Source organism: Romboutsia sp. CE17 (assembly GCF_012317385.1).
Lineage (GTDB): Bacteria > Bacillota > Clostridia > Peptostreptococcales > Peptostreptococcaceae > Romboutsia_E.
In genome coordinates, this window is record NZ_CP051144.1 from 1,356,042 (window position 1) to 1,382,442 (window position 26,401).

Below are 26,401 nucleotides of genomic sequence, written 5' to 3' on the forward strand. Positions count from 1 at the left end.
CTTTTGGAGGTAAAGAAATGAAAGATCAAAGAGAAATAATTATTCCAGATTTAGACTACCAAGCTGAAGTAAGAAAATGTAAAACCATGGAAGATGTAGTTGGTAAAAATGGATTAATGCAAAAGCTGTTCAAAGATATTATCCAACAATTGCTAGAAGCAGAAATGGAAGAACATCTGGGAAGAGAAAGGCATGAAAGAAGTAATGAAGCTAATCCAAACTATAGGAATGGATATAGTTCTAAGACTATTGAACGTAGTTTTGGTGAAGTTGGCCTAGATATACCAAGAGATAGAAAAGCACAATTTGAACCGAAGGTTGTTAAAAAGTATGAAACTGTATGTAATGAACTAGATAAAAAAATAATAGGTCTTTATGCCTGTGGTATGAGTGTAAGAGATATCCAATCTGAAATGGAAGAACTATATGGCATTGATGTGTCTCCTGCAATGATATCTAAGATAACAGATAAGGTTGTAGAGGCTGCCGCCGAATGGCAAAGCAGAGAACTTGATGAAATATACCCAATCGTATATATGGATGCTATGCATTTTAAAGTAAGAGATGATAATAAAATAGTTTCAAAGGCAGCATATATATGTATGGCTTTAGATATGAAAGGAAAAAAAGATATATTAGGTATTTGGATTGGTGAATCAGAAGGCGCAAAATTTTGGCTATCAGTTTGTAATGATTTGAAAAATAGAGGCGTAGATGATATTTTAATTGCATGTATGGATGGTTTAAAAGGTCTACCTGAAGCAATTAAAACTGTATATCCAGATGTAAGTATTCAAACTTGTATAGTTCATCAAATTAGAAACTCTCTTAAATATATAGCATCAAAAGATCAGAGAGAGTTTATGAAAGATTTAAAAAGTGTTTATAGGGCATTTAACGAAGAAACAGCACTTAAAAATTTAGATATTCTTAAGGAGAAATGGTATTCAAAATATTCTGTTGTAATAGATTCATGGTACAATAACTGGAGTAATCTGAATACGTATTTTGAATATCCACATGAAATTAGAAGAATTATTTATACTACAAATGCTCTTGAGGGATTTAATAGACAGTTAAGAAAATATACTAAGGTAAGAACTGTATTTCCAACAGATGAGTCACTAAGAAAATCACTATATTTATCTACCATGAAAATTATGGAGAAATGGACCTCTCCAAACCAAAATTGGGCGTCTACTTTAGGACAGCTTACAATTATGTTTGGAGAAAGGATACCTAACTCTTACACAATATAAATTTTTTTAAAATTATGGAAAATTTAGTGTATAAATAACTAAATTAAACACATAATAATTGTGTAAAGAATTCCAGTATTAGTATTTCTCAAAAATAAAAAAATATTACTGGAATTTGAAATTTCCAGTAATATAAATTATAAAAAATCTTATTTACACAAATCTATAGACATTCTCGTTGCTCTTTTTTTTATTACTAATATAGTTTAACTAATACTATTATACTTGGTACTAAACTAAAGTCTTTAAATCTTCAAGTACATTTTGTATATCTTCTATTATTAATTCTTCAGTTAAATGATAACGTTCATATAAAACTTCTAATGGTACACTATCTGTAAACTCTTTAGTAGCACCAAAGTTTAATACTCTCATAGATTTATTTCCATAGAATCTAGATATCTTTTCACCAAATCCACCATCAAGTATTCCATCTTCTAGCGTTATTACTAGCTTATGATTTTCTTCTAATTTATTTAATAATTCTTCATCTAATCCAGTTATAAATCTTGGATTTATTAATGTAGCATTTATTCCAACTTCTTTTAACTTATCTTTTACTCTCTTACCTAAGCTAAAGAATGATCCAAGCCCTATTATAGCTACTTCATTTCCTTCTTCAACTGTAACATATTTATTTAATTCATCAAAGTTAGGCTCAACTTCAACTCCAGTAGATACAACTGCTGAATTAGGAACACGTATAGCTACTGGATGCTTATCTTGGCCTATAGCCCAATCCATCATAGCTAAATGTTCTTCTTTAGTTGTTGGAGCTAAGTACACTATGTTTGGTATATTTGATATTAAAGGTATATCAAATAATCCTGAGTGAGTTACATCTGAATCACTTATTCCTCCCCAATGAACTAATATTGTTGCTGGGTTATCATTTATTGCAAGGTCTTGAGATAATTGGTCATATGTTCTTTGTATAAATGTACTTAAGAATGATGCTACTGGCTTTCCACCTCTTTTAGCTATTCCTGAAGCTAATGCTATTGCATGTTCTTCTGCTATACCAACATCTACATATTGATCTTTTAACTCTCTTCTTATTCCACTTAAAGAAACTATCTCTGGTGTAGCTGCTGTTATACCAACTATAGTTTTATCCTTACGTGCTTTATCTAATAAAAACTCATCAGTTATATCTCCATAAGATTTTTCATATTCACCAGTAAATAATGGTGCTTTAGTTTCTAAATCAAATGGCATAACCCAGTGAAATGCTTCTTTATTTACTTCTGCATCTTCATATCCCTTACCTTTTACAGTATGCATATGAATTACAACTGGATGTTTTTTATCCTTAACTTTTCTAAAAGTTTCTATTAATGACTCAAGGTTATTTCCATCTTTAACAAAGTGATACTCAAATCCTAATGCTTTAAATAAGTTTAGTTCTGCTTTTCCTTCAGTTTCACGAAGTAAAGCTAAATTTTTGTAAAGCCCACCATGATTTTCTGCTATAGACATATCATTATCATTGACTAATATTATTATATTCTTTCCTGATGCTGCTGCATTATTTAGTCCTTCGTAAGCTTCTCCTCCACTTAGAGAACCATCCCCTATTATAGCTACTATATTTTCATTTCCACCTACTACATCTCTTCCTTTTGCTAAACCACAAGCTAAGCTTATTGAAGTTGATGTATGACCTACTGTGAAAAAGTCATGCTCACTTTCTTTTGGTTCAGTATATCCTGTAACAGTACCAAACTTTTCAGGATTTATAAAAGATTCTTTTCTTCCAGTTAGTATTTTGTGAGTGTATGATTGGTGAGATACATCATATACAAACTTATCTACTGGTGAATTAAACACATAATGAAGTGCTATTGTAGCTTCTACCATACCTAAGTTTGGTCCAAAGTGTCCTCCTGTTGTACTTACTTTTTTTATTAGTACATCCCTTATTTCTCCTGATAATAAATTTAATTCTTCTATTGATAAAGTTTTTAAATCTTTGGGCTCATTGATTTTATGTAATACATTTAATGACATATTTTTACCTCCTAGGTGCTTTTTTACACATTTTTCCTGTATTATTGTAAAGTATACTACTTAGAGTTAACTCCAACGCAATAGTTTTTTTATTTTTACTCTATATTTTTTAAAATCTTAGCTGGAACTCCTCCTACTAAAGTATTTGCTGGTACATCCTTAGTAACTACTGCTCCAGCAGCAATAATTGCATTATCACCAATTGTAATTCCTGGTACCACAGTTACATTTGCACCAATCCAAACATTTTTCCCAATTATAATTGGTGATGGAATAGTTGTACCACGCTTCGTAGGTTCAAAATCATGATTTAAAGTACAAAGAACTACATTATGTCCTATTAATGATCCATCTCCAATAGTAATTCCTCCTTGATCTTGAAAACGACAACCAGAATTTATAAATACATTCTTTCCAACAGTAATATTTTTACCACAATCAGTATAAAACGGTGGAAACATTCTAAAAGTATCATCTACTGGCTTTCCTATTAATTTTGAAAATATCTTTATTATTTCTTCTGGCGTATGATAAGATGCATTTAATTCACATGTAATTTGCATAGCTTCTTGGCTAAGTTTTGACATATAAGCATGAATCTCTGAATTTGCCTCAACAGGTAATTTACTATTAACATGCTCTAAAAAAGTTTTAAGATTTATTTCCATATCATTCATTCCCCCCTATATTTATGCTTATAAAGTTTTATTGACTTTATTATAATCTTAATTTTTTATCATAACAAATACTTATATCGAATACTTTCCTATGCTTAAAAGGCATATTAATATATAATATAATCATATACAAAGGAGGTTTTAAAATGGAAATTAGAGTTTTACGATATTTTCTTGCTGTGGCTAAAGCTGAAAGTATATCTAAAGCAGCAAGTTTATTAAATATATCTCAACCAACATTATCACGCCAGTTAATGAATATGGAAGAAGAACTTGGCAAGAGTCTGTTTATTCGTGGAAATCGAAAAATTACACTTACAGAAGAAGGAAAATTTCTCCGTATACGAGCTCAAGAAATTATAGATTTAATAGATAAAACACAGTCTGAGTTTAATACATCAAATGAAATAATTAGTGGTGATATATATATAGGTGGTGGTGAAACTGATGCTATTAGGATAATTGCAAAATGTGCTCATAGTTTACAAAAGAAGTATCCTAATATACGCTATCACTTATTTAGCGGAAATGGTGATGATGTTACGGATAAGTTGGATAAAGGTTTAATAGATTTTGGAATAGTAATTGAGCCCTTTGATTTAAGTAAGTATGACTTTATTCGTATTCCTCAAAAAGATACTTGGGGCTTATTAATGAAAAAGGAAAGTCCCCTTGCATCAAAAGATTTTATTGAACCATCAGATTTACTTAATATTCCTATTATTACATCAAGTCAAAGACTTGTTGAGTCAGAAATATCAAAATGGTTTGGAAAAGATTTAAGTGAATTAAATATTGTAGCTACGTATAACCTAGTGTACAATGCATCCTTACTAGTAGATGAAGGTATGGGCTATGCACTTTGTCTTGATAAGCTAATTAATACAACAGGTGATAGTAACCTTTGCTTTAGACCATTATATCCACCACTTGAAGCAAGTTTAAATATAATCTGGAAAAAATATCAAGTATTTTCTCGTGCATCTGAGACATTTTTAAGGCATCTACAAGAGAATTTGAATAATTAAAGGAAATGATATTAGATTTTTAAAGATTTCTTTTTTATAATCTAATTAAGAATACCATAGTTTATGTGAATAACCGTAAAAACATCCATAAAATAATTCCTATTCCTCTTATCTCTTTTCTTCTTCATTTTCTGGTATCATCACAGTAAAGTGTATCATAAGTTCTGGATAACCTACTACTGGCATCCAGCCTCTAACACGGTCATGTAATACTCTATCTGTCTGTGCATGTCCAGTCTTAAACATTTTTACCATCTTACATCCCTTATGTGTTTCAGGTAAACCAACCTTTGCACATGTATTTCCTCTTTCAAACCCTTTCTTAGTTTGTATTTATAAAATAAAATTTATTTTCTGCTGGCAAAATACTAAACTTCTTCATCTTTTTTCCATTTGATATAATTATAAATTAATTGCCATATGTAAATTATAACTAATAATATAGGCGCTATTCTATTAAAAAATAAGTTTTTCCCTACGAAAATTAAAAGCCCAATTGCTAAAAAAACTAATGGAGTCTGCCATAAAGTTCTTATAAACTTTCTTCTATAACTTAAATTCCAATAAATTAATTCAAACCCCTTATCAACTTTATTTTTCATAATACTCCCCCCATATTATATTTAATCTTCAATACTATTATAAATTTATTATAATCCCAAATTATTTTATTTGCAAAGTACAATTCATTTAGCATTGTATTAAAATTAAGAACATAAATTAAATATATTTATTTGTTTTTATAGATATATAATATTCTCCTGATACTGCTGCATTAAAAATCAGTAATTAAAAATCAAGACTGTTTAATGTGTGGACACTGCACCTCGATATGTCCAAAGAAAGCTATCACAATGACTGGTTTTGATGAACCTCCAATAGAAATTACAAATAATCAAAAACTAGATTCAGATGAATTATTAATGGCAATTAAATCTAGAAGAAGTATACGTAAATTTAAAGATAAAGATGTTCCTTTAGAAATTATAAAGCAAATTATTGAAGCAGGTAGATATACACCTAGTGCTAAAAATTCACAAGATGTATCATATATTGTTTTAGACAATAAAAAAGAAGTGTATGAAAAGGAAGCAGTTAAATTTTTTAGAAGAATAAAACCTATTGCAGATATTGCCGTTAAACATTCAAAGGAAGTTACGATTGATGATAACTTTTTCTTCAAGCATGCTCCTATTTCAATAATGATAGTTACAAAAGATAAGATTAGTGGCTCACTTGCAGCATCAAATATGGCGTTAATGGCAGAATCTTACGGTCTAGGTGTTTTATTTAGTGGATACTTTTCAGATGTAGCAAATAATTCTCTAAGATTAAAAAAGCTTTTAAATTTAAAGCAGAGAGATCATGTTGTTACTACTTTAGTAATTGGATATCCAGATGTTAAATATAGACGTACTGCACAAAAAGAGGCAGCAAATGTTAGATATTTATAAGATATGGAGGATTTTATGGAAAAAGAATGTCAAGAAAGGATAGTAGAAATAGCATCTAAATTTAAAGATTGTCGTAAGGCTATTTCTGCTATTGGTGATGAAACTAGACAATTAATTTTAATTACGCTCCTAGAGAGTGATTTTAATGGTATACGAGTAGGAGAAATTACAGAAAAAACACATCTTTCTCGTCCTGCTGTATCTCATCATCTTAAAATATTGAAAGAAGCAGAAATTGTTAATATGCGTAGAGAGGGAACAAAAAACTATTATTATCTTGATTCAAAAAAATCACAATGGAAATCATTAAAAGATCTAATAAATCTTATATTTGTTGGAATAGAACATATTGGTGAGAATGATTTAAGAAAAGGTGAATAAATCCTAAGAAAGGTATTATTTTAAATAATACCTTTCTTTATTTTGAGTCTTATTTTTATATTCAATAGCCTCAGTAGGGCAACCACAAATACATGCCATACAATGAGTACAATTATTTTTCCAAACAGGCTTTTTATCTTTTAAATTAATATTATTTAGAGGACATAGCTCTACGCATTTTCCGCAGCCAATGCATTTATCAGTATAATGAAATCCCTTGGCATTAACAAACATCTTATAAAAGGCTACATTTGTTATACCACTTTTAATTGTGCCACCTAATCCACTAGGGGTAATAGTTTCAAATTCATTTTCAGCATTTATATCAGAAATGATTTTATCTATTTGTTTATCTGCTTCTTTAATAATTTGTTTTGAAGTTTCTTTATCTGGTACAGGAAATAAAGCTATATAATTCTCTGGCATTTTAATTTCTGCCATGCCTTTTAGTTGCCAGTTTTTATATTTACAAAGCTTTTGAATATAGTTTATAGATTTTCCTGTATCTTCTCCACAAGTCATTATAAAGTAGACTTTATTACTTCCTGAAAATTTTGTCTTTTTTATAAAATCTGTAACTACTATTGGTAATCTCCATGCATAAGTAGGACATACAAATATGAATGGCTTATCTGTTGATGTTAATTCATCTGTTTTTTCTTCTTTTATAAGTTGATTTAGTGATATCAGTTCATCATTTAATTCTTGTGCAATTTTGCGAGCTACATATCGGCTATTACCAGTACCGCTAAAATATAAAATCATAATTATATCTCCCTAACTATTTTTTAGTTTAATCCTTAATAATTTATTAGTTTAAATAAAATTATAACATATTAATATTTTTTATGTTTATTTGTAAAGAATTATATTCTCATTAGCTTCTAAATGAAATGATCAGAGATTTTTGAAAACTGCTTTAACGGATGAGGAATTTGAATATATTCAAAATTTATATAATTATTTAATGAAAGAAAAAGTAATAAAATATAAAATATAAATAAAAGACTTTATAATCTAAATTAATAGTAGCACAAATTATGTAAATGGTAATAAATAGGTTGAGAGAATGCTATAATAAAAATAAGTACGCAATTGTTATAGATTGTGAATTTTATTTATAAACAAGGTTGATTAAGGGATGAAATCAAAAGGTAAAAAAATAGTAATATCATTAGCTGTAATAGCAACTATTGGACTTATTGGAATTAAAGTTTCAGGTTTCCAATTTGCTGGTCCAGCTGAATTTGCAATATTTAGTATTAAGTAATAATCTTAATAAATTTCGAACTAAATAAAAATAAAAAAGGTGTATCAAAACGATACATCTTTACTACACAACACCAAAATTACAATCAAAATTAGATCTTACTATAACTAAGTCTTTAGTTGAATTTATAGATAATGAAATTGATATTTATATAATCGAAGTTCTCAATTGTTTTAAATTGTAACTTAAAATCTTGGGGGTGATTTAATTGAAGTTAATCTCATATATTATTTTAGCTTGTGGAACACTATTACTTATATCTTCAATTATCTTTGATTTTATCGGTATAATAGGCTATTTATCAACATTATTAGCAGTTATTTTAATTGTTATTGGTATTTTAATGAATAAAGTATTGCGAGAATTTTTTATTAATATATTTATAAATTTCTTTTAATTACTTAAATTAATTTCAAACAATATCTTTCAAAAGTTCATCAATACAATACTTTGCCCACTGTGAACTTGTAGAATTCTTATCATTTATATCATAAGTGATTAGAGCCTTCCAAAGAGCCCAACCTTTTGCTCTATTTAAAGTTTCTTCATCGCAATTTAATTCGTCTTTAAAAAATTGTCTACTTTCACTATCAAAAAATGTCCACGCCATGACATAATCACAAGCTGGATCACCTGTACCAAGTATTCCAAAATCTATAACAGAAGATAGTTTACCATTCTTTACAAGTAGGTTTCCTATAGCCACATCACCATGAACCCAAACTGGTTTATCTTCATATTTAGATTTCAATGCAGTATTCCAAATATTTTCTATAATATCTATATCAAATACATCTTTTAACTTTTTAAGTGCATCTCTAGTTTCACAATCATAAACTTCTAACGAACCCCCTCTATAGAAATTATGTTCCCCAGCTAATGGTCCTAAGCTAGCATCTATTGATTGTAATTCTTTTAAAAATCTTGCTAAATCAACTGCTAATTCTTTTAAATCACATACATTATCATAATTAACAGTTTCTCCTTCTATCCAACTATTTATAGCCCAATTAAATGGATATTTAGAACTAGGCTCACCTTTAGCAATAGGCGAAGGAATAGTTAAAGAAATATGATTTTTAAATATAGGAAGCCATGTTAATTCTTTTTCTATTTGTAAAGCATAAGAAGGACCACTTGGTAATCTGACTGACATATTATCACCTAGATGAAAAGTTCTATTGTCATGACCCGATTTTTCCACCATTTTTATTTCTAAATCAGAAAACTCAGGGAATTGATGAGCAATTAATTCCTTGACTAAATCTACGTTTATATCCATAATTCACCCCTTAAGTATAGTTTAAAAATTTGAATTTATTCATAATATATAACAATTGCATACTTATTTTTACTATAACATTTTTTAATTTCTTAATAAATAAAAACACGATAAAACTAATAAAATAGTAATATCGTGCTTTATATCATCTATATAGTATTATTCTTAAATATATATGTTTTTTAGTCTGCTAATACATCTCTTTGTGCTTGTTCTTTTATTTTATTAACAGAATCTAAATTTACATATCCTCCTTTTAGTCTAAAATAACTTATTGCAAACATACCTAAAGTTATTATAGACACCATTATTCTATCGCTTCCAGTAAGACCAACAAATAAGTTATAAGATATAAATATATTGCAAACAACACTGATTAACATTATACCTACATATATAGGATATGGCATATGAAATACACTTTCTTTCCATCGTTTAGGATATTGTTTAGGAACCTTTATCATCCAGAAATTACATAAACCACATACTACCATAGATGGTATCATTACGTAAGATACTAAAACATCTAATCCAGTACCTAAAATTATTGGAACTACTGCCACTAGATACATAAATCCCATTATTATATATGGATAACCATCTTTAGTCTGTTTACCAAATACCTTAGGCATCCAACCATCTCTTACAGTAGCTAAAAATGGATGTTTTATCATTGTTATACTACTTATAAGACTTGTAAATATTGCAAACACTGCTCCACCTAGTATGAATATAACATATACACTTCTAGGGAATATACTCTCAGCAACTAATCCTAGACTTTTACCTGCTACTGTTCCAATAGGTAATACACCAGATGCTACTACCCCCATTAATGTATATACTATACATACTATTACAGTACTTATCATTATACCTATTGGTATCGTTTTCTTAGCATCTTTAGTCTCTGCAGCTACAGACACAGTGGACATTGTAGTTCCTTGACATGCCCAGCTCATAATAGATACTGCAGCGACAAATCCAGGTAATCCACCTCTGAAGAAATCTGGGTCACTTGTATTCATATATACTCCAAAATCTACTTGAGGTAAACCACATACTATAAATACACCTATAGATACAAATAATATAATAGCCATGATACTTTGAATAGATGCTAGGAATTTAATACCTCTTATAGTAGCAGCAAATAATACAGTTTGTATTAAAATCGCTATTACTTTAGTATATGGAACTATATCTGGAAATACTACACCTACATAATCTACTATAGCTACTGCATACATGGCCATTCCTAAATTACCTACAATAGTATTTACAGCACATACTCCAGTTAATAATGGTGGACATAATAGTGCTTGTTGAGAATACATACCTCCATCTAATTTAAACATAGATGCTAACATAAAATTATATGTGTATGCAAGTAACATCAAAATACAACCAGCAACTAGCGCTATAGATATGGACTTACCAGTTAAATCTATCCCAGTACCCATCATTACAAATATACCAGATCCTATAGCACCTCCTGCACCTAACGATATAATATTAAACAAGTTTAATTCTTTCTTATTGCTCGACATAATAGTTCCTCCTTAATTTTATTTGGGGTTGTCGACTTAACTTAATTTAACTTAACTTGTTGTTACTGCTTAATATATCTATTACCTTATTAAATTTTTGTATAAATAAGTGCATTATATTCTCTATAACGCACCTATTTATTGCCTATAATTACTTACCTTCAAATCCTACCTTTATTCTATTCATGCAATCCTCTATTATACTTCTAGGTGATGCAACATTAATTCTCTCAAAACCTACGCCCTCTTCACCAAAGATATATCCTTCATCTAATAATACACCTGCTTCATGTAGCATTACATTTTCTAACTCTTTAGAATCTAAGCCATACTCTCTAAAATCTAACCATACTAAATATGTTCCCTCAGGCATTACCATTTTTACTTTAGGTAAATGTTCACTTACAAAGTCAGAAATATATCTTATATTTTCATCTATATACTCATTGACCTCATCTATCCAATCTTCACACTCATTGTAAGCTGTCTTTGTAGCTTCTAAAGCAAAAGGATTTGGTAATCCTATAGAAAATTTACTGTCTGTAAGATCTAACCATTTAGCTCTTATTTCTTCGTTATTTATTATTATATTAGATATTTGCATACCAGCTAAATTAAATGATTTACTTGGTGCAGTACAAGTTATTATTCTATCTTTATAATAATCACATGCTACCTCTAACGGTGTATGCTTTTGATTAGCCCTTATTATATCACAGTGTATTTCATCAGATATTATCCATAAATCATGCTTTTTACATATATCTACTATCTTTCTTAATTCCTCTTCTTTCCATACTCTACCTACAGGATTATGTGGACTACATAATATAAATAGCTTATTATTTTTATCTCTTGCTAAAGCTTCAAATCCATCATAATCCATTTCATACTTACCATCTATGTACTTTAATGGACTATTAACTACCTTTCTATTATTATTTTGTATCTTAGCTTCAAATGGATAGTATACAGGTTTTTGTATTATTATCCCTTCTCCTTCTTCTACTAAGATATTTATTAGAAAACTTAAAGCAGGAACTACACCAGGACTTATAAATAAACTATCTCGATTTATATCCCAACCAAAACGTCTACTAAACCAACCACACACAGCATCATAATAATCATCTGTTTTATGAGATGTATAACCATATATTTCTCTATCTACTCTCTCATGTAACTTGTTTACTATCTTATTACAGCATGCAAAGTCCATATCTGCTACCCATAATGGTAATGCATCTTCTGGAGCTTGTGGCATAAAAGTAGTCTTTAAATCATACTTTAAGCAATTTGTACCTTCTCTTTCTACTACCCTATCAAAATCATATCTCCCCATATTTACCACCTCAAATTTTATTTTAGACAATGCTAAATTAGCATTATCTTATATACATTATATAATATTTATTTAGTCACTAAACTATATTTAAATAGTAGCAACATGATTACGTAAACTTTTCCCATTTAAAAAAAGTAGAAACATCTGCTCCTACTCATTTTTATTCTTAATATATTAAGATTATTCATCTACTCTATACTCCAATTAAATATAATATTGATTCAAATAATATAAGTACTATTTTTACTTTTTTCTATTTTATTTTAATCTGTAATTAAATCCTTAACTAATTATATGCTTAAATAAAGTTTTCTCCTATGAATATATAGTTAGTCAACTTCAAAAACTGTTATGAAAATGGAAAAATTTTTTAATTACTGGCTATGTTAGCTAACTTTGTTGTAATTTTATAATAAAATAACCATACCTTTGTATTTTCAATTCTTGAATTATAAGGTATGGTTGTTTATTTGATTTTATATAAATTATTTGTAATAACTAAAGTTATAAATTATAAAACTACTTTTTCAACTTCAGCAACTAATGCTTCAATATCATCTTGGTTTGGATGATTTACTGATTTTTCAAGACTATCCTTCATTAATTCATATTTTTCAGGATAAACTTCTTTTATCCTATTTTGCATAGTTTCTGATACTTTACCTTGACATATATATGTTCCAATTATAGTATTGCATGATGAAACGTGAGATTTTACATTGTTTAAGATTTCATCGAAGTATTCTTTAGTATCAGAAAATCCTACTGTTCCAAATATAAATATCTTTTTATTTGAAAGTTTTTCGATAAAGTTTTGCACATCTTTTGGGCAAGAGTTACCAGTAGCCCAGAATCCTACAAATATAACATCTGCTCAATGAATATATTTTTAAGGCTATGTTAGACAATTATGTGATAAGATAAATATAAAAATTACTGTTAATTAGTCTTATGTAATTTCATGTATACTACCAAATCATTTAGATTATTATTACCTATCTCAAATTCTCCATCAATATTTAAACCTTCAGTAATCCTATTTTCTCCGCCAATACTATATACAGCTATGGCAACTTCACTATCTAAATTAAAGTATTTATCTTCATCTAAGATTGACATAGCCATACCTATGTCATAGCCATTCTTTAAACACTCTAAAGTATAAGTTCCATATTCTGAATCATTTATTATAACTTTAAGGCTAGAATCTGATTCTTCCCCATCAGCAACTCCAATTTTTAGTGTACTATTGTTCCCAATATGCTCGATAGTTGATTTGTATAATATATGCTCTTCTTTTAGAACACCATATTCATATTCTTTAGCAGTAAATTCAATTTCGTAATTCCCGTCTTCTAGATTATTTATAAAGTATTTTTTCCCCATTCCAGTCATATTATCAGAACAGTTTGATAAATATAAGTCGTCTGAATTTTTTAAGCTTGAACAACCAACAATAAACATTGTTGATATTACTACTAGTGATATCATTGTTATTATTTTTTTCATAATATATCCCCTTTTTATTTTCTAAAAATATTGCAACAATGGTTCATAATATATAAAATTACGAACTGTAAAGATTAAACATATTTAAAATCTTTACTACTATTTATAAATATTTCTATGTAGATTATATCAAAACTTGTATATTCATTGATATAATCCTTGGTTAAAGCTCTAAATATCTATTTAAAATAAAAAGAGCTGAGATATAAGTTTACCTCAACTCCTCACTTCTAATTTGAATATGAAATACTATCTTCATATAATGTTTCTGGATCAATATCGGCTTCATTTGGCCATTCTATGGAATCAAAACTTACCTTTACTGCTTTAAATAAATTTTCATCCTTTAATTCCTTAAAGATTCCTTTGTCTAAATACGGTGTCATATCAAATAATTTAACTTCATTATTTTCAAAAGTTAATATTAATTTATAATTATCTATAGGTTTAACTTCTTTTACGCCTAAATACATATATTCACCTCTTACTTTAATGGTTCTATTTTGAATGGTAATTCACTATTCATAGCTAACTCCCAATTTGCTAATAGCTCATCCTGATGAAGTTCTGCCCAAGCAAGAACTAACCTTAATTGCTTTTTAGGTAAACTACCCTCTGTTATTTCACATGTTTTTATATCAATTACTGCTTTATAATCTTGGTAGTATGCATGAAAATGTGAAGGTGCGTGTTCTTTTGGTGCACAATACATTCTTATTATTATTCCGTAGAACATACTTATCGTTGGCATTTTTATCAATCCTTTTCTTTTATATTTTATAACTTTTTCTTTATTTAAATATATCTAATTAAACTTTTATTTTCAATCTAAAATTTATTTAATATCTTTTCATGATATTATTTAAATCTATTTTCGTCAAGTTTATCGGCTTAAACTTAACTATATTTGCTTATAAATATCATATCAACTTATACTATTACATCTTTCCATAAACATCAATATATAAAATACTTATTTAGTTCAATCAGATTGTCTTTTTTATTTATGAAACGCTCATATTTGTCATTCTTCATTAATGATAGTGCATTATATAAAGATATATAAATGTTATTATTGATATAATCCTTAGTTAAAGACCTGGAATATAAAAAATCATAAATTTATATGTCTATTTTGTAATTTTAAAATAATTAAATATTATGTATAATGTAGTCAATGTTTGCAACTTTTATATAATATTAATTAAAATGAAAGGATTATTTCGTATGGTGGATAAAAAACAGCGTAACTTAACTAAGATTTTATTTGCAGTCTATTTTTTCATATTAATATGGATTCTTTTATTCAAAATGAGCTTTTCACTTGATGAACTTTACAAAGATAGGAGTATTAATTTAATTCCATTTCTAGGTTCGGCTATAGTTAATGGAAAAATAGATACTAGTGAAATTATTAATAATATAATTGTATTTATTCCTGTTGGAATTTACATATGTATGTTAAAAGAAAATTGGTCTATTCTTAAAAAGATATCAGTATCCTTTTTCATTAGTTTATCAATTGAAGTTTTACAATTTATTTTAGCTATTGGAGCAACTGATATAACAGATCTTATAGGTAATACTTTAGGTGGGGTAATAGGTATTGGAATATTTTATCTATTTTCAAAAGTGTTTAAAAATAAGACTACTAGTATAGTTAATATACTTGCTTTGATTTCTACTATTGGATTAGGGAGTTTAATATCTATTTTATTATTGGTAAATTAATATAATCTAATTTTTATTTATATAGAGAAGTAGCTATACTACATTTGTATAGCTATTTCTCTATTTTATTTACTTTTACTAAAAGTATTATTAATTAAAATAATCTAATTAGAGCAGGTATGCCCGCTTCTGGAAGAAGATATACAAATACCGTAAATAAAATTTCAACAATACTTATTAATATAAATAAAACTTTGAAATTTCCTTTATTTATAGCATTTATAATACTTAAAATCAAACTTATTATTCCTATTATTATACTTGCCCAAAATGTATAATAGATATTATCTATGATACTTGTTGCAAAAAATAATAAAATATAAAGTATTTGTAAGCTTATTATTAATTTCTGAATCAATTTATTATTTATACTTTTTCTCAATGCAATTCCCCTTTATTTTATTTCCTTTCTATAATCATAAATTTCATTTTTAACATTTAGCTCTACTTCATTTATTTTTATAGTATCATCACTTAACCATTCTATATCAGCTTCTTCGCAATGATACTGCCAATAAATGTTTTTTGTTTTACCATTTTTATTATTCTTTAATGTTGCTAAAACAGCATAATCTGTTGTCGCTCCACCATTATTTAAATAAGCAGTTACAGTATATTTACCATCTGGTGAAGTTGATTCAGTAATATATTCTTGTCCATTAATTCTTTGGATATCAGAAAATGACCACTTAATACTATAAACTATTCCAATAACTACAATAGCAATAATGACACATATTATTATATATTGTTTTCTTTTTTTCATGTATCTCCCTCCTCTATGCTTTTTTGTAGATCATTTATTTTTAAATTCATTATACATCCTTATAATATATTAACTTAAATATCTCTATAAAGATATACAAATATCTACCAAAAATTAACAATATGATATAATATCTTTATTAAAATAGGGAAAAACAAAAATCAATATCAAAATTGGGAGGGATTATGAAAAAAATAATAGTACTATTCGCAATACTCATCTGTATTTTTTCATCAGGATGTTCAAAACAAGAAGAAAGAAAAGTTGAATCCTTAGAAGACGCATATTTTTATGCTGTTGAAAAAGTCGAAAGTAAAGAAGAAATAAAAATTGAAGATATAAAAGAGTTACTAAAAGAATATAAGTTTGAACTAATAGATATGTCAGAAAACTCAGGGTCAAAACAAGATATAAAAAAATATGCTTATTCATTTAGTAATGATAAGAGGGAAAAACTTGTAATTTTCACTAAAAAAAATAACAATAATGAAACTGAAATAATTGGAAATATAAACTATTTAATTGAAGAAGATAAAAATTCAAATGAAACGCCATTTAGAATATATTTAAGTTATGAAAATATAGATAATTTAGATGAATTTACAATAGATTTTAATACTTATGATATAACTAATTTAAAAAAACTTTCTAAAGTCATATACAATAAAGATTCATTATTCTTAAACACATATAATAAAATTATTGAAAATATGTGTACTACAAATGATTTAACTTTAAAAGATATAGAAAAAATAATTAATATGAAACCAATTTCAGATAGTCATTTAGAAAGTTTCAGTGATATTAAAAGCGATAAACTAGAAATATCTCGTGACACATATAAAAATGATTTTGAAGAATTAAGTATTAATTATATCAATGATAAAGATAAAATTGGCAGAGTTCTATATACAAAATCAGATACAAAAACAGATATAGATTATAATTTAACACTAATAAAGTCTGCTTATATTGAAAACATTAATGATAACAAAATAAATTTTAGTATTGGTGGAAATGTCAATAGTCTTTCAGTCCAAGAAAAATTTTTAGATCTGGCTTTAAAAAAATAATCTAAAAATATAATAAAAATGTTATGTGGGGGAAGGGATAATATGAATAAAAAAATATTTATATCTATAGCAATAATATTAATTATATTTACTATAGGATATAATAATTTTAATTCTTATAAAAAAGAAACGAAGTCTGAAATATCTACAAATACTAATTATACTAAAAAATATCATGAGGAATTTAATGAGGATGAAAGAACTTGGAATATATCATTTGAAGAATTTAAAGACACTGTCAAAAAAGAAATTTCTATTGAAAATGGAGATATATTAAATATTATAGGTAAAAGAAATTCCGGTACTATAAGTCTTATTATAACCCAAGAAGGACATGATAAAGATGATAAAGATATTTCTACAGTACCTATGGATGGATCTAATACTAAGTACGCTATATTTAATGATCGATGGGACTTAAACAAAAAACTCTCGCTAGAATTAACATCTAAAGATGCAATTCAAGGTTATATATCAATAAGTTTAACAAAACAACAATAATTAAAACAGCTCCTTTATAGTTCTATATTCTAATCATTACTATAAAGGAGTTATTTGATTAATTTTACCAATTAGCTCTTACTATCTCTTCAAGATTGAAAACTATAATTTAAAACAAAATCCTAGATACATATATTCGTTTTTAAAAAATATTATATATACTCTTTTTGGATCTTCAGCTTTATACGCTAATTTACTAAAGCTGAATGCTCTAACTTATGATAATTTACGAATACGCTGGATGTGGATTAGTGAAATGCTAATATTTCGTGCCTCTAACGAGGCTATAAGTCATAAGATCAAAGGTAATCTATATGAAATATATTATTTTAGAAATTAAGTCCATTATATCTCCTTTTTCTTTATAATATCTATTTCAATAATAATATCGTTCTTATCTGCTTTACTCTATACTCCTATATGATTTTTATTTTTAAAATCTATTCAACTTCTTCTTTGAAAATCCGTACTTGCTACCTATCTTAAGTTATAGTCCTTTTATTAATTTAAACACAAAAAAAGACACACAATGTGTCTTTTTAACGAACATATATATTATAATATAGTTACGTTTTCTGCTTGAGGACCTCTAGTACCTTTAACTATATTAAAGTTTACTCTTTGACCTTCTTCTAATGATTTAAACCCATCAGTTTGTATTGCCGAAAAATGCACGAATACATCATCTCCGCCTTCTGATGATATGAAACCAAATCCTTTTTCACTGTTAAACCATTTTACTATTCCATTATTCATAAAAAATACTCCTATAAATCTATTCCTAGATTTTCCTTAATTTATTTGTATATTACTACATATATTATTATATGCATTTAATAATTATTTGATACTAGTTTTTTTATTTATTTTTCATAAACAACTCAAATAGTATTTTTTATTTTTAAATTGTTAAATATTTTATATTTATATCAGACTTAACTTCTATTAATTTCATATGTAACTACCCTCTTTTATAAATATTAATAACATTATAATAAAAAACAAAAATAAAAGTACCTAACAATTAAGTTAAGGTACCTTTACTATGTACTATCCTTTCAATATTAAAAAGTATAGTTTAAAACGTAGTTACATATAGTAACCTATAATCCCCACGAATGTATCTAATACTAAATCATCACTGTTCTACCATAGTAGAATTTATTTAATAAAACTCAATATAGATATATTTATATTATCTTCAAACTCAATATTATTTTTTTTACAAATATTTATTTTTGCTTTTATTATTTTTATTTCCAACTATCTTAATTGTAAAAAAGAATATAATCCAATCTATAGATCTTGTAATTATATTCCAAAATGATCTATTTAATACCTCTAGCATACTATATCACCGAGTATATTGGTCATTGCCAATTTTAAATCTTTAACCCTGTACTTGCTTATAGGTATATTTTTTCCATTAATTCTTAAAGTTTTTCCATCCATTGATTCTACTAATTTTAAATTAACTATATAACTGTTATGACATCTAAAAAATCCATACTCACTTATAATTTTTTCCATTTTAGAAATACTCATTCTTGTAGTATACATCTTATCATGTGTATAAATTAATATATTAGGTCTATCTGTTTCAATATAAATAATTGACTCTATTTTAATTCTATCTATATAATTTTTAGCATGTATAGTTATATAACGATTTCTTTTTTTCATTACTTCTTTTATACATGGTAAAATATTTTCTTCAATTTTTCTTTCACTTATAGGCTTTAATATATATCTATATGCTTTAACCTCATACCCTTCTTGCATAAATTCTGGAAATGAAGTCATAAATATTATTTCTACATTTGTATCAAACTCTCTTATTTTTCTTGCTGTATCCATTCCATTAATTAATTTCATTTGTATATCCATAATTAATATATCTAAATTTTGGGGATAATTATCTAATAACTCTTCTCCTGATGAAAATTCATAAATATTATAATTTATAGAATATGAGTTTAATAATGGACTCAAAATATCCTTAATCTCTGTTCTATAATATGATTCATCATCACATATTGCTATATTAATCAAAATCAAAACCCTTTCCTTGCTTATTAGTACAGTTATAGTATATATATTACTTCACTCTATACCTTTTTACCATATTTTACCATATTTTCCCTTTATTATATGCCAATTATAGCATTTTGGATGTTAAATATTACTTTTTGGATTTTTATATTTTTAATATCTTCACATTTACTGTATTAATGCCTTATAATTTAAATTCTAATAAATATTTTTCTCATATTTATTAGGTTTATAAAAGCTTTAGATTTGTTTTAAATCTTAACTAAAATATTTAAAATAAATCTGGTACAGGAATTTATTTCCAGTTAAATTTCCACCATTTTCTAGTAAAATAAAATTAAAAGATTTACTACTGGAGGATAAAAATGGCAGATAAATTTAAAGACTTATCTTTAGGAACTGAACGAAGTATTGATGATTTAGGAAGAATTGTTATACCAAAAGGAATGAGAGATAAATTAAAATTTAAAAAAAATCAAAAAGTTAATATAAAATTATTTAAAAACCATATCCAAATTGAAAAATCGGAATTAAGTTGTTGTTTTTGTAATAGTGAAAAAGATATAGAACATTATAATAATTTTCCAATTTGTAGTTCATGCTTAAAAGAAATAATTGAAAAGTTTAGTAAATAAATACATAAAGTAATTTAAACTAAAAAAAATGCTTATTCTAAATGATAAGCATTTTTTTAGTTTAATCAATTATTAAATTATATTATTTTTTAAATCTTCTATTGTTTAAAAATACACCAGCTATAGCAGCTACTCCTAATCCTGCAAATCCTAATATACCAGCATCACCTGTTTGTGGATTAGATGGCTTAGTAGTATTTGAGTTGTTTGAATTATCTTCGTTATTTGAACCTTGGTTTGTATTATCTTCATTATCTGAAGTATTTCCACCTTGGTTTTCATCATCACTTCCAGTATTTTCATCTCCTGGAGTAGTAGTTTCATCTTCTATTTCTTTATTTATTTCATCAACTAAAGCATTTACTTCTTCAACTGTAGCATCTTTTACTTCTAATGTAGCTACTAATTCTTTAGTTTCATCATTGTATATTTTAACTACTGTTTTTCCTTCTTCACTTACGTTTACTGTGTATCCAGCTTTCATAGCTTGTGATAAGATATCTTTTAAGTATTCTTTTTCAACTTCTACTTTTATAGCACCATCAACCATTGTACCAGCAAGTATTCTACCTTGTTTAGTGTAGCTAACAGTTCCTAAAGTTTTTATAAAGTTTGCTAGTGATTCTTCTAATGAAGAATATTCATTTAATGTTGGAATATCACCAAAACATGGATAGTCATCTCCACCAGCTGCCATAAAGTCATTTGTTGCTACTGTATAAGTCTTGTTCATATCTAAAGCTTCACCATTTATAGTTAAAGATATTATTCTATCTCCAACTGCTCTACTTGGATCTACTACAAATTTTATACCAGCTACATGTGGGAATCCACCTAAAGATTCTCCATAACTTCTTACACCAAATTCAAGAACTTCTTTTATTTGAGCTCCTGTAAGTTGCTTTGTAACTATAAAGTTCCCAAATGGTAAAACGCTTACTACATCACCTTTAGTAATATCTCCTGCTTTTATACTAGCACGTATTCCTCCACCATTTGTTATAGCTAAGTCTGCACCAGTTTCATCCATCATAGCATCAGTTATTAAGTTACCTAAGTTTGTTTCACCAAATCTTACGCTATTTCTATCTCCATCTAGGTCTATAGTATTTGTACCTATTACTTCAGATAATACTTCACCTTGTGCCTTATCTATTTCTGCTATTTTAGCAGCAACCTTTGCATCTTGAGTTACTTTTAAAGCTTCTTCTTTAGTTATAAGGCTTGCAGTAGCATTTACTACTTCGTTATTTTCATTTAATTCTATTTCAACTTTACCAAGATTTGATAAGTATTCTCCTGTACTTACTAGTAAAGTACCATTTACATCTTCACCATTTTCAAATGTTGTATGACTGTGTCCATCTACGTATACATCTATACCCTCAACAGAATTTATAACATCATATGCAGTAGGGTCACTACTTTCATCAGTTCCAACATGTGATAAAGCTACGATTACATCTGCACCTTGCTTTTCTAATTCTGCAACTTGTTCTTTTGCTGCATCTATTGGGCTAGTAAATTCTATTCCTTTAACATTGTTAGGATTTGTTTTATAAGCTGTTTCTTCTGTAGCTATACCAAAGAATCCAACTTTTACAGTTTTTCCATTAACTTCCATTTCCTTTATGTTATTAGATTCGAATACAGATTTTCCATCTTTCTTTATGTTAGAAGCTAATAATCTAAGCTTATTTTCACCGCTTTTTAATGTTACACTATTTTTGAATAATTCAACTAATCTTGAATATCCATAGTTAAAGTCATGGTTTCCTGGAACTATATATTCGTATCCAGCTGCATTTAATAAATCAACTGCATCTTGACCTTTACTTAATGTTACGAATGGTAAACCATGTATAGTATCTCCTGCATCAACTAATATTGAGTTTTCAGTATTATTTTTTATTGCTGCAACAGTGTCTATACCTATTACACTATTATCTGCTTTTAATCTACCATGAGTATCATTTGTGTGTAATATTGTTATTTTGTTTGTACCTGCTTTTTCCTCGGTACTTGATAAGCTCTCTTCTTCTACTTTATCAGTTTCTGATTCCACTTTTGTTGTTTCCTCAGTTGAAACTTCATTTGTAGTAGTTGCTTCACTTTCAATTGTTACAGTTTCTGTTAAGTTTTCTAATGCGTAAGTAAATTGTGCATTTTGTCCAATTAATGCTACTGCCATAGCTATAGCTGCTATACGTTGTCCATTTCTTTTTATCATACAGCTCTCCCTCATATAATAATTTTCAAATATTTTCGAACAAAATATAGAAATTGTTCGTTTTTTCATTAATATAATAACATATTTTGCTAATTAGTCCATACTATTTCTTATATTTTTTTAAATTTTTTTATATTTTTTTATTGTTTTATGTATATTCGTGATACTTTTTGCTATTTTATATTATTCTTTTTAACTATATTAGCTAACTTTATAATCAACATAACAAAAATACCCGTATATAAGTAAACTCATGTTATAGTTCTTTTATAATAAAAAAAGCTTTAAACCATTTTAAATTACTGGTCTAAAGCTCTTTAATATTATGCTATAACATTTTCTAACTCATCATTTGATTTCTTTTTATTATCCTTCATAAATATAATAGCTATTACTAAACCTATTAATATAAGCACTGCTGATGAAAGGAATGAAACATTTAAACCTTTTATATTGGCAAGTACTGGTGACATAGTTTTAATATGTGATGCTGATACAGTAGACATTATTGACATAAACACTGCTAAACCTAGTGATCCACCTATTTGACGAAGTGTAGAACCTATGGCACTACCTGATGGTATATCATCAGCTGGTAAACTATTTATACCCCAAGTTGTAACTGTCATTAATACACATGCTATTCCTAACATTCTCATACCATACATTGCTGTTAAGTACATTACTGGAGTATTAACACGTAAAAATGAGAATGATAAAGTACCTATAGCTAAGAATAGAATCCCTGGTATTATAACTTTTCTAGGTCCATGCTTATCAAAAGCCTTACCTGCTATTGGACTAAATATTGACATTAATATTGATCCTGGTAACATTAATAATCCTGTAGATAAAGCTGAGTATCCTCTCATTGATTGCATATATAATGAAACCAACATTGATGAAGATGTCATAACTGCATATATTATTACAATAAGGATTATACTTATTACAAATTCTTTGTATTTAAATATTCTTAAATTTAATAGCGGTTTTTCTAGTTTTAATTGTCTTACAGTAAATATCACTAATGATATTATACCTACTATTAGTGGTAAATAAGTTAAATAACTTACCCATCCATAGTTAGCTTGATTACTAATACCTATTAATAATCCACCAAAACCTAATGTAGATAATATTAAAGATATTACATCTAACTTATCTTTCTTAGTTTCACCTATATTTTTAAGGAATACTAATGCAAGTATAACGTCTAGTAATGCTACACTTCCTAATATGTAAAATAATGATCTCCAGCCTAAAGAGTCTATTACAGCACCTGCTAATGTTGGTCCTATAGCTGGAGCAACACCTATTATAAAACCATATAGCCCCATAGCTGTTCCTCTTTCTTCAACTGGGTACATTCTCATCATTAGTATTTGAACTAACTGCATATTTATCCCACCACATATTGCTTGTAATATTCTAGAAACTATCATCATACCAAAGCTTCGTGATGTTATAGATAATACACAACCTACAAAGAAAAACACCATTGATGATATAAATAGCGTTCTAGTAGAAAATCTATTTATCAAATATGGTGTTGCAGGAATCATAACCCCTAATACTAACATATAAACTGTTGTTAGCCATTGCCCCGTATTTGCACTTACATTAAAATCTGTCATTATACTTGGTAATGCAGAAGTTAAAACTGTTTGAGTAAGCGTCGTTAAAAAAGACCCCATCATTATAGTTATAAGTATTGTCTTTTTCTGTTTGTTAGTAAGTGAATTAGCACTTAAAATTTCACTTTCCATTAATATCATCCCCTAACTTATCTTTTATTCTATTTAATGAATCAATCTTATCTGTCAAACTTCTCTCTGTCGCTAAATATGCAATCATAGCATCCATAATCAAAGAATCAAAATTATTGCTATTTGCTTGAATTTCTATTTCATCAATAGCCTTAAGTAATCTGCTTTTATTTTCTAGTTCACTATTTTTATTAATAATATCCTTCATTTCACTTAATCTTTGATAAAAATAATCTTCATAATCTTTGTATGTAAGTTTACTTTCATAGCCTTCTACTCCATTTAGTATATCCTTACTCATAAAGACCTTTTTATTATTTAAAGTATTTTCTATAATATTTAGAATAAAATCTCCAACAAAATCAGGGTCAAAGTGTTGTTTATTATTTCTCATAAGGATTATAAATTCGTAAATCAAACCATCTATTACAAATATTACATCCCATACTATATCCCTTATATTGTATCCATAAGCCATAAGTAAGCTTTTTCTATATTCACTAATCATATGTGCTCTATTTATTTGTTGAAGTTTATTAAAGTCTTCATTATTTTTAGAGAATACTCTTGCTATATAAGAGTTAAGATCATAAATTTTATACTTATATTCCCATATAGCTATAATTTTTTGTTTAAGTTTATCTATTGATTGGATATCAAAGTTGCTATCTATATTTTTGCAACTATTGTCTAAATCATTTTGACAGTTTTTTAAAATTGACATTATTATGCTTTCTTTATGTTCAAAGTATTTATAAAAGGTTGCCTTAGATATTTTACAAGCTTTAGATATATCATCTATAGATGTATTATTAATTCCTTTTTCAATAAATAATTTTTTAGCTTCTTCTATTATTAAAAGTTTTTTATTCATAATTCACCTTTCAAAACTATTTAGTTTTATTTTAGTACTGATAAGTTTTCACTTTAATATATATTCTACTCTTATCTAATTAAAATTGCAATATACTTAATATAATTAAAAAAATAGGAGCAAATGCTCCTATTTCTTTAAGTTTTTAATATGTATTTTTATTTTGACTAGGATAACTACTAATAAAGGAAAACTTTCAAGTACTGGATATAAAGAAAATGAAATAAATTTTAGCTATGTTTTAAATAAACTGTATATTAACTCCATTAGGATCTTTTACAAAGAAGAATTTTACATTTGGATTAGGTGAAATTATAGGAGTTGGATTCAATCCTGCATTTGCCATTTTTTCATGAGCTTCTATTACATTATCTACATGAAAACCAATGGATATTCCATCACCACTATATTTATTCTCCTTATTTTCAATTAGCTCTACTGAAGTTTCACCCTGTGCATTAGCTAAAAATACAATTGGCATTCCTGATGTTTTTCTAAAATCATTTTGTATCGAAAGGCCAACTACTTCTTGATAAAAACTTATTGATTCCTCTAAACACTGAGTATTGATTGTAATATGCGCCATTTTCATATTTAATTCCCCCAATTCTAGTAATTAAGTTTATTATAGCACTTTTACTATTTGTTTATAAACTTAAAAAAATCCACAGGTCTTGGTACTACCCAATGTGTGGATTTTTGTATACTTAAATATATATTTATAACTTTATATTAGACTCTAACTTTGAAATTGCTTCTATAATTCTTCTTTTTCTTGTTTCTTCTTTTTTAGCACTAGTTATCCATTGATAATATTTTCTCTGTGCTGAGTATGACAGCTTATTATAATATTTTAAAGCTTCTTCATTCTTTTCTAATTCAGTCTTAAAATCTATTGGTAATTCAATCTCACGAACTTCTTCATCTTTTTCTACTTCAACAAAAACATTATCTCCATAACTTTTACCAATTTGCGTTCTTATGGCTTTAGTAATACCTATCATA

Annotated in this window: 30 protein-coding genes; 9 read left to right on the plus strand and 21 right to left on the minus strand. The window is 27.1% G+C overall.

Annotated elements, in window-relative coordinates; all coding sequences use genetic code 11:
- The first annotated feature begins 17 nt into the window (after positions 1–17).
- Positions 18–1,259, plus strand: coding sequence for an IS256 family transposase (locus HF520_RS06495; protein WP_168573245.1), 1,242 nt, complete (start codon positions 18–20; stop codon positions 1,257–1,259).
- Between the two features lie 231 nt (positions 1,260–1,490).
- On the opposite strand, the gene HF520_RS06500 is transcribed toward HF520_RS06495, so the two are convergent.
- Complete coding sequence (locus HF520_RS06500; protein WP_168573246.1) at positions 1,491–3,269, minus strand: 1-deoxy-D-xylulose-5-phosphate synthase; 1,779 nt, start codon at positions 3,267–3,269, stop codon at positions 1,491–1,493.
- 95 nt (positions 3,270–3,364) lie between these two features.
- Entirely contained in the window at positions 3,365–3,937 is a 573-nt protein-coding gene (locus HF520_RS06505; RefSeq protein WP_330586316.1) for a sugar O-acetyltransferase, read from the minus strand.
- Between the two features lie 155 nt (positions 3,938–4,092).
- Between HF520_RS06505 and HF520_RS06510 the strand changes: the two genes are divergently transcribed.
- The gene (locus HF520_RS06510; protein WP_168573248.1) at positions 4,093–4,974 is read left to right on the plus strand and encodes a LysR family transcriptional regulator; all 882 of its coding nucleotides are present in this window, start codon (positions 4,093–4,095) and stop codon (positions 4,972–4,974) included.
- Positions 4,975–5,082: 108 nt separating this feature from the next.
- On the opposite strand, the gene HF520_RS06515 is transcribed toward HF520_RS06510, so the two are convergent.
- Positions 5,083–5,229 (minus strand): hypothetical protein, encoded by a 147-nt coding sequence (locus HF520_RS06515; protein WP_168573249.1) that lies wholly within the window; start codon positions 5,227–5,229, stop codon positions 5,083–5,085.
- Positions 5,230–5,342: 113 nt separating this feature from the next.
- Positions 5,343–5,576 carry a hypothetical protein gene (locus HF520_RS06520; protein WP_168573250.1) on the minus strand — a complete coding sequence of 78 codons (234 nt, stop codon included), beginning with the start codon at positions 5,574–5,576 and terminating at the stop codon, positions 5,343–5,345.
- A 252-nt stretch (positions 5,577–5,828) separates the two neighbouring features.
- Between HF520_RS06520 and HF520_RS06525 the strand changes: the two genes are divergently transcribed.
- Positions 5,829–6,428, plus strand: coding sequence for a nitroreductase family protein (locus HF520_RS06525; protein WP_243155214.1), 600 nt, complete (start codon positions 5,829–5,831; stop codon positions 6,426–6,428).
- 15 nt (positions 6,429–6,443) lie between these two features.
- Positions 6,444–6,809 (plus strand): ArsR/SmtB family transcription factor, encoded by a 366-nt coding sequence (locus tag HF520_RS06530; protein WP_168573251.1) that lies wholly within the window; start codon positions 6,444–6,446, stop codon positions 6,807–6,809.
- 15 nt (positions 6,810–6,824) lie between these two features.
- Here HF520_RS06530 and HF520_RS06535 read toward each other — a convergent pair whose 3' ends face one another.
- Positions 6,825–7,574, minus strand: a complete 750-nt coding sequence (locus tag HF520_RS06535) for an EFR1 family ferrodoxin (protein ID WP_168573252.1) — start codon at positions 7,572–7,574, stop codon at positions 6,825–6,827.
- Positions 7,575–7,950: 376 nt separating this feature from the next.
- Here HF520_RS06535 and HF520_RS15335 point away from each other — a divergent pair, with 376 nt between their 5' ends.
- Positions 7,951–8,079 (plus strand): hypothetical protein, encoded by a 129-nt coding sequence (locus tag HF520_RS15335; protein ID WP_256372441.1) that lies wholly within the window; start codon positions 7,951–7,953, stop codon positions 8,077–8,079.
- Between the two features lie 412 nt (positions 8,080–8,491).
- Here the strand turns inward: HF520_RS15335 and HF520_RS06540 are convergent, their stop codons facing one another.
- From HF520_RS06540 to HF520_RS06570, 7 genes are all read right to left on the minus strand, one after another.
- Positions 8,492–9,361, minus strand: coding sequence for an aminoglycoside phosphotransferase family protein (locus HF520_RS06540; protein ID WP_207711038.1), 870 nt, complete (start codon positions 9,359–9,361; stop codon positions 8,492–8,494).
- Between the two features lie 182 nt (positions 9,362–9,543).
- Complete coding sequence (locus tag HF520_RS06545; protein ID WP_168573253.1) at positions 9,544–10,911, minus strand: APC family permease; 1,368 nt, start codon at positions 10,909–10,911, stop codon at positions 9,544–9,546.
- Between the two features lie 151 nt (positions 10,912–11,062).
- Positions 11,063–12,253, minus strand: coding sequence for a MalY/PatB family protein (locus HF520_RS06550; RefSeq protein ID WP_168573254.1), 1,191 nt, complete (start codon positions 12,251–12,253; stop codon positions 11,063–11,065).
- 514 nt (positions 12,254–12,767) lie between these two features.
- Positions 12,768–13,076 (minus strand): flavodoxin family protein, encoded by a 309-nt coding sequence (locus HF520_RS06555; protein ID WP_243155215.1) that lies wholly within the window; start codon positions 13,074–13,076, stop codon positions 12,768–12,770.
- A 119-nt stretch (positions 13,077–13,195) separates the two neighbouring features.
- Positions 13,196–13,765, minus strand: a complete 570-nt coding sequence (locus HF520_RS06560; protein ID WP_168573255.1) for a hypothetical protein — start codon at positions 13,763–13,765, stop codon at positions 13,196–13,198.
- Between the two features lie 230 nt (positions 13,766–13,995).
- Positions 13,996–14,238, minus strand: a complete 243-nt coding sequence (locus tag HF520_RS06565) for a DUF2442 domain-containing protein (RefSeq protein ID WP_168573256.1) — start codon at positions 14,236–14,238, stop codon at positions 13,996–13,998.
- Positions 14,239–14,249: 11 nt separating this feature from the next.
- A complete protein-coding gene (locus HF520_RS06570; RefSeq protein WP_168573257.1) occupies positions 14,250–14,516 on the minus strand; it encodes a DUF4160 domain-containing protein in 267 nt (88 codons plus the stop codon).
- A gap of 476 nt (positions 14,517–14,992) precedes the next feature.
- Here HF520_RS06570 and HF520_RS06575 point away from each other — a divergent pair, with 476 nt between their 5' ends.
- On the plus strand, positions 14,993–15,496 hold the full coding sequence (locus HF520_RS06575) for a VanZ family protein (protein ID WP_168573258.1): 504 nt from the start codon (positions 14,993–14,995) through the stop codon (positions 15,494–15,496).
- 94 nt (positions 15,497–15,590) lie between these two features.
- Here the strand turns inward: HF520_RS06575 and HF520_RS06580 are convergent, their stop codons facing one another.
- Positions 15,591–15,878, minus strand: coding sequence for an alpha/beta hydrolase (locus tag HF520_RS06580; RefSeq protein ID WP_168573259.1), 288 nt, complete (start codon positions 15,876–15,878; stop codon positions 15,591–15,593).
- Positions 15,879–15,890: 12 nt separating this feature from the next.
- On the minus strand, positions 15,891–16,262 hold the full coding sequence (locus HF520_RS06585; protein ID WP_168573260.1) for a DUF5412 family protein: 372 nt from the start codon (positions 16,260–16,262) through the stop codon (positions 15,891–15,893).
- 185 nt (positions 16,263–16,447) lie between these two features.
- Here HF520_RS06585 and HF520_RS06590 point away from each other — a divergent pair, with 185 nt between their 5' ends.
- Both HF520_RS06590 and HF520_RS06595 read left to right on the plus strand, forming a co-directional pair.
- Entirely contained in the window at positions 16,448–17,335 is an 888-nt protein-coding gene (locus HF520_RS06590) for a hypothetical protein (protein WP_168573261.1), read from the plus strand.
- Positions 17,336–17,377: 42 nt separating this feature from the next.
- Positions 17,378–17,836 carry a hypothetical protein gene (locus tag HF520_RS06595; RefSeq protein ID WP_168573262.1) on the plus strand — a complete coding sequence of 153 codons (459 nt, stop codon included), beginning with the start codon at positions 17,378–17,380 and terminating at the stop codon, positions 17,834–17,836.
- Between the two features lie 555 nt (positions 17,837–18,391).
- Here HF520_RS06595 and HF520_RS06600 read toward each other — a convergent pair.
- On the minus strand, positions 18,392–18,592 hold the full coding sequence (locus HF520_RS06600; protein WP_168573263.1) for a cold-shock protein: 201 nt from the start codon (positions 18,590–18,592) through the stop codon (positions 18,392–18,394).
- Positions 18,593–19,177: 585 nt separating this feature from the next.
- Positions 19,178–19,888: a LytR/AlgR family response regulator transcription factor gene (locus HF520_RS06605; RefSeq protein ID WP_168573264.1), complete on the minus strand. Its 711-nt coding sequence runs from the start codon at positions 19,886–19,888 to the stop codon at positions 19,178–19,180.
- Positions 19,889–20,253: 365 nt separating this feature from the next.
- On the opposite strand from HF520_RS06605, the gene HF520_RS06610 reads away from it, so the two are divergent.
- A complete protein-coding gene (locus HF520_RS06610; RefSeq protein ID WP_168573265.1) occupies positions 20,254–20,523 on the plus strand; it encodes an AbrB/MazE/SpoVT family DNA-binding domain-containing protein in 270 nt (89 codons plus the stop codon).
- An 82-nt stretch (positions 20,524–20,605) separates the two neighbouring features.
- Here HF520_RS06610 and HF520_RS06615 read toward each other — a convergent pair whose 3' ends face one another.
- From HF520_RS06615 to HF520_RS15405, 5 genes are all read right to left on the minus strand, one after another.
- Entirely contained in the window at positions 20,606–22,753 is a 2,148-nt protein-coding gene (locus HF520_RS06615; protein WP_168573266.1) for a 5'-nucleotidase C-terminal domain-containing protein, read from the minus strand.
- A 323-nt stretch (positions 22,754–23,076) separates the two neighbouring features.
- Positions 23,077–24,522 (minus strand): MDR family MFS transporter, encoded by a 1,446-nt coding sequence (locus HF520_RS06620; protein ID WP_168573267.1) that lies wholly within the window; start codon positions 24,520–24,522, stop codon positions 23,077–23,079.
- Entirely contained in the window at positions 24,512–25,396 is an 885-nt protein-coding gene (locus tag HF520_RS06625) for a TetR/AcrR family transcriptional regulator (protein ID WP_168573268.1), read from the minus strand. The genes HF520_RS06620 and HF520_RS06625 overlap by 11 nt, the downstream gene beginning before the upstream one ends.
- Positions 25,397–25,637: 241 nt before the next feature.
- On the minus strand, positions 25,638–25,988 hold the full coding sequence (locus HF520_RS06630) for a VOC family protein (protein ID WP_207711039.1): 351 nt from the start codon (positions 25,986–25,988) through the stop codon (positions 25,638–25,640).
- 127 nt (positions 25,989–26,115) lie between these two features.
- Positions 26,116–26,400 carry a YdeI/OmpD-associated family protein gene (locus tag HF520_RS15405; protein WP_330586317.1) on the minus strand — a complete coding sequence of 95 codons (285 nt, stop codon included), beginning with the start codon at positions 26,398–26,400 and terminating at the stop codon, positions 26,116–26,118.
- Position 26,401 lies beyond the last annotated feature (1 nt).

Excerpts from the sequence above, each read along its gene's own strand:
- HF520_RS06495 (WP_168573245.1), top strand. The coding sequence starts at position 18 with ATGAAAGATCAAAGAGAAATAATTATTCCAGATTTAGACTACCAAGCT.
- HF520_RS06500 (WP_168573246.1), bottom strand. The coding sequence starts at position 3,269 with ATGTCATTAAATGTATTACATAAAATCAATGAGCCCAAAGATTTAAAA.
- HF520_RS06505 (WP_330586316.1), bottom strand. The coding sequence starts at position 3,937 with ATGGAAATAAATCTTAAAACTTTTTTAGAGCATGTTAATAGTAAATTA.
- HF520_RS06510 (WP_168573248.1), top strand. The coding sequence starts at position 4,093 with ATGGAAATTAGAGTTTTACGATATTTTCTTGCTGTGGCTAAAGCTGAA.
- HF520_RS06515 (WP_168573249.1), bottom strand. The coding sequence starts at position 5,229 with ATGGTAAAAATGTTTAAGACTGGACATGCACAGACAGATAGAGTATTA.
- HF520_RS06520 (WP_168573250.1), bottom strand. The coding sequence starts at position 5,576 with ATGAAAAATAAAGTTGATAAGGGGTTTGAATTAATTTATTGGAATTTA.
- HF520_RS06525 (WP_243155214.1), top strand. The coding sequence starts at position 5,829 with ATGACTGGTTTTGATGAACCTCCAATAGAAATTACAAATAATCAAAAA.
- HF520_RS06530 (WP_168573251.1), top strand. The coding sequence starts at position 6,444 with ATGGAAAAAGAATGTCAAGAAAGGATAGTAGAAATAGCATCTAAATTT.
- HF520_RS06535 (WP_168573252.1), bottom strand. The coding sequence starts at position 7,574 with ATGATTTTATATTTTAGCGGTACTGGTAATAGCCGATATGTAGCTCGC.
- HF520_RS15335 (WP_256372441.1), top strand. The coding sequence starts at position 7,951 with ATGAAATCAAAAGGTAAAAAAATAGTAATATCATTAGCTGTAATAGCA.
- HF520_RS06540 (WP_207711038.1), bottom strand. The coding sequence starts at position 9,361 with ATGGATATAAACGTAGATTTAGTCAAGGAATTAATTGCTCATCAATTC.
- HF520_RS06545 (WP_168573253.1), bottom strand. The coding sequence starts at position 10,911 with ATGTCGAGCAATAAGAAAGAATTAAACTTGTTTAATATTATATCGTTA.
- HF520_RS06550 (WP_168573254.1), bottom strand. The coding sequence starts at position 12,253 with ATGGGGAGATATGATTTTGATAGGGTAGTAGAAAGAGAAGGTACAAAT.
- HF520_RS06560 (WP_168573255.1), bottom strand. The coding sequence starts at position 13,765 with ATGAAAAAAATAATAACAATGATATCACTAGTAGTAATATCAACAATG.
- HF520_RS06565 (WP_168573256.1), bottom strand. The coding sequence starts at position 14,238 with ATGTATTTAGGCGTAAAAGAAGTTAAACCTATAGATAATTATAAATTA.
- HF520_RS06570 (WP_168573257.1), bottom strand. The coding sequence starts at position 14,516 with ATGCCAACGATAAGTATGTTCTACGGAATAATAATAAGAATGTATTGT.
- HF520_RS06575 (WP_168573258.1), top strand. The coding sequence starts at position 14,993 with ATGGTGGATAAAAAACAGCGTAACTTAACTAAGATTTTATTTGCAGTC.
- HF520_RS06585 (WP_168573260.1), bottom strand. The coding sequence starts at position 16,262 with ATGAAAAAAAGAAAACAATATATAATAATATGTGTCATTATTGCTATT.
- HF520_RS06590 (WP_168573261.1), top strand. The coding sequence starts at position 16,448 with ATGAAAAAAATAATAGTACTATTCGCAATACTCATCTGTATTTTTTCA.
- HF520_RS06595 (WP_168573262.1), top strand. The coding sequence starts at position 17,378 with ATGAATAAAAAAATATTTATATCTATAGCAATAATATTAATTATATTT.
- HF520_RS06600 (WP_168573263.1), bottom strand. The coding sequence starts at position 18,592 with ATGAATAATGGAATAGTAAAATGGTTTAACAGTGAAAAAGGATTTGGT.
- HF520_RS06610 (WP_168573265.1), top strand. The coding sequence starts at position 20,254 with ATGGCAGATAAATTTAAAGACTTATCTTTAGGAACTGAACGAAGTATT.
- HF520_RS06615 (WP_168573266.1), bottom strand. The coding sequence starts at position 22,753 with ATGATAAAAAGAAATGGACAACGTATAGCAGCTATAGCTATGGCAGTA.
- HF520_RS06620 (WP_168573267.1), bottom strand. The coding sequence starts at position 24,522 with ATGGAAAGTGAAATTTTAAGTGCTAATTCACTTACTAACAAACAGAAA.
- HF520_RS06625 (WP_168573268.1), bottom strand. The coding sequence starts at position 25,396 with ATGAATAAAAAACTTTTAATAATAGAAGAAGCTAAAAAATTATTTATT.
- HF520_RS06630 (WP_207711039.1), bottom strand. The coding sequence starts at position 25,988 with ATGAAAATGGCGCATATTACAATCAATACTCAGTGTTTAGAGGAATCA.
- HF520_RS15405 (WP_330586317.1), bottom strand. The coding sequence starts at position 26,400 with ATGATAGGTATTACTAAAGCCATAAGAACGCAAATTGGTAAAAGTTAT.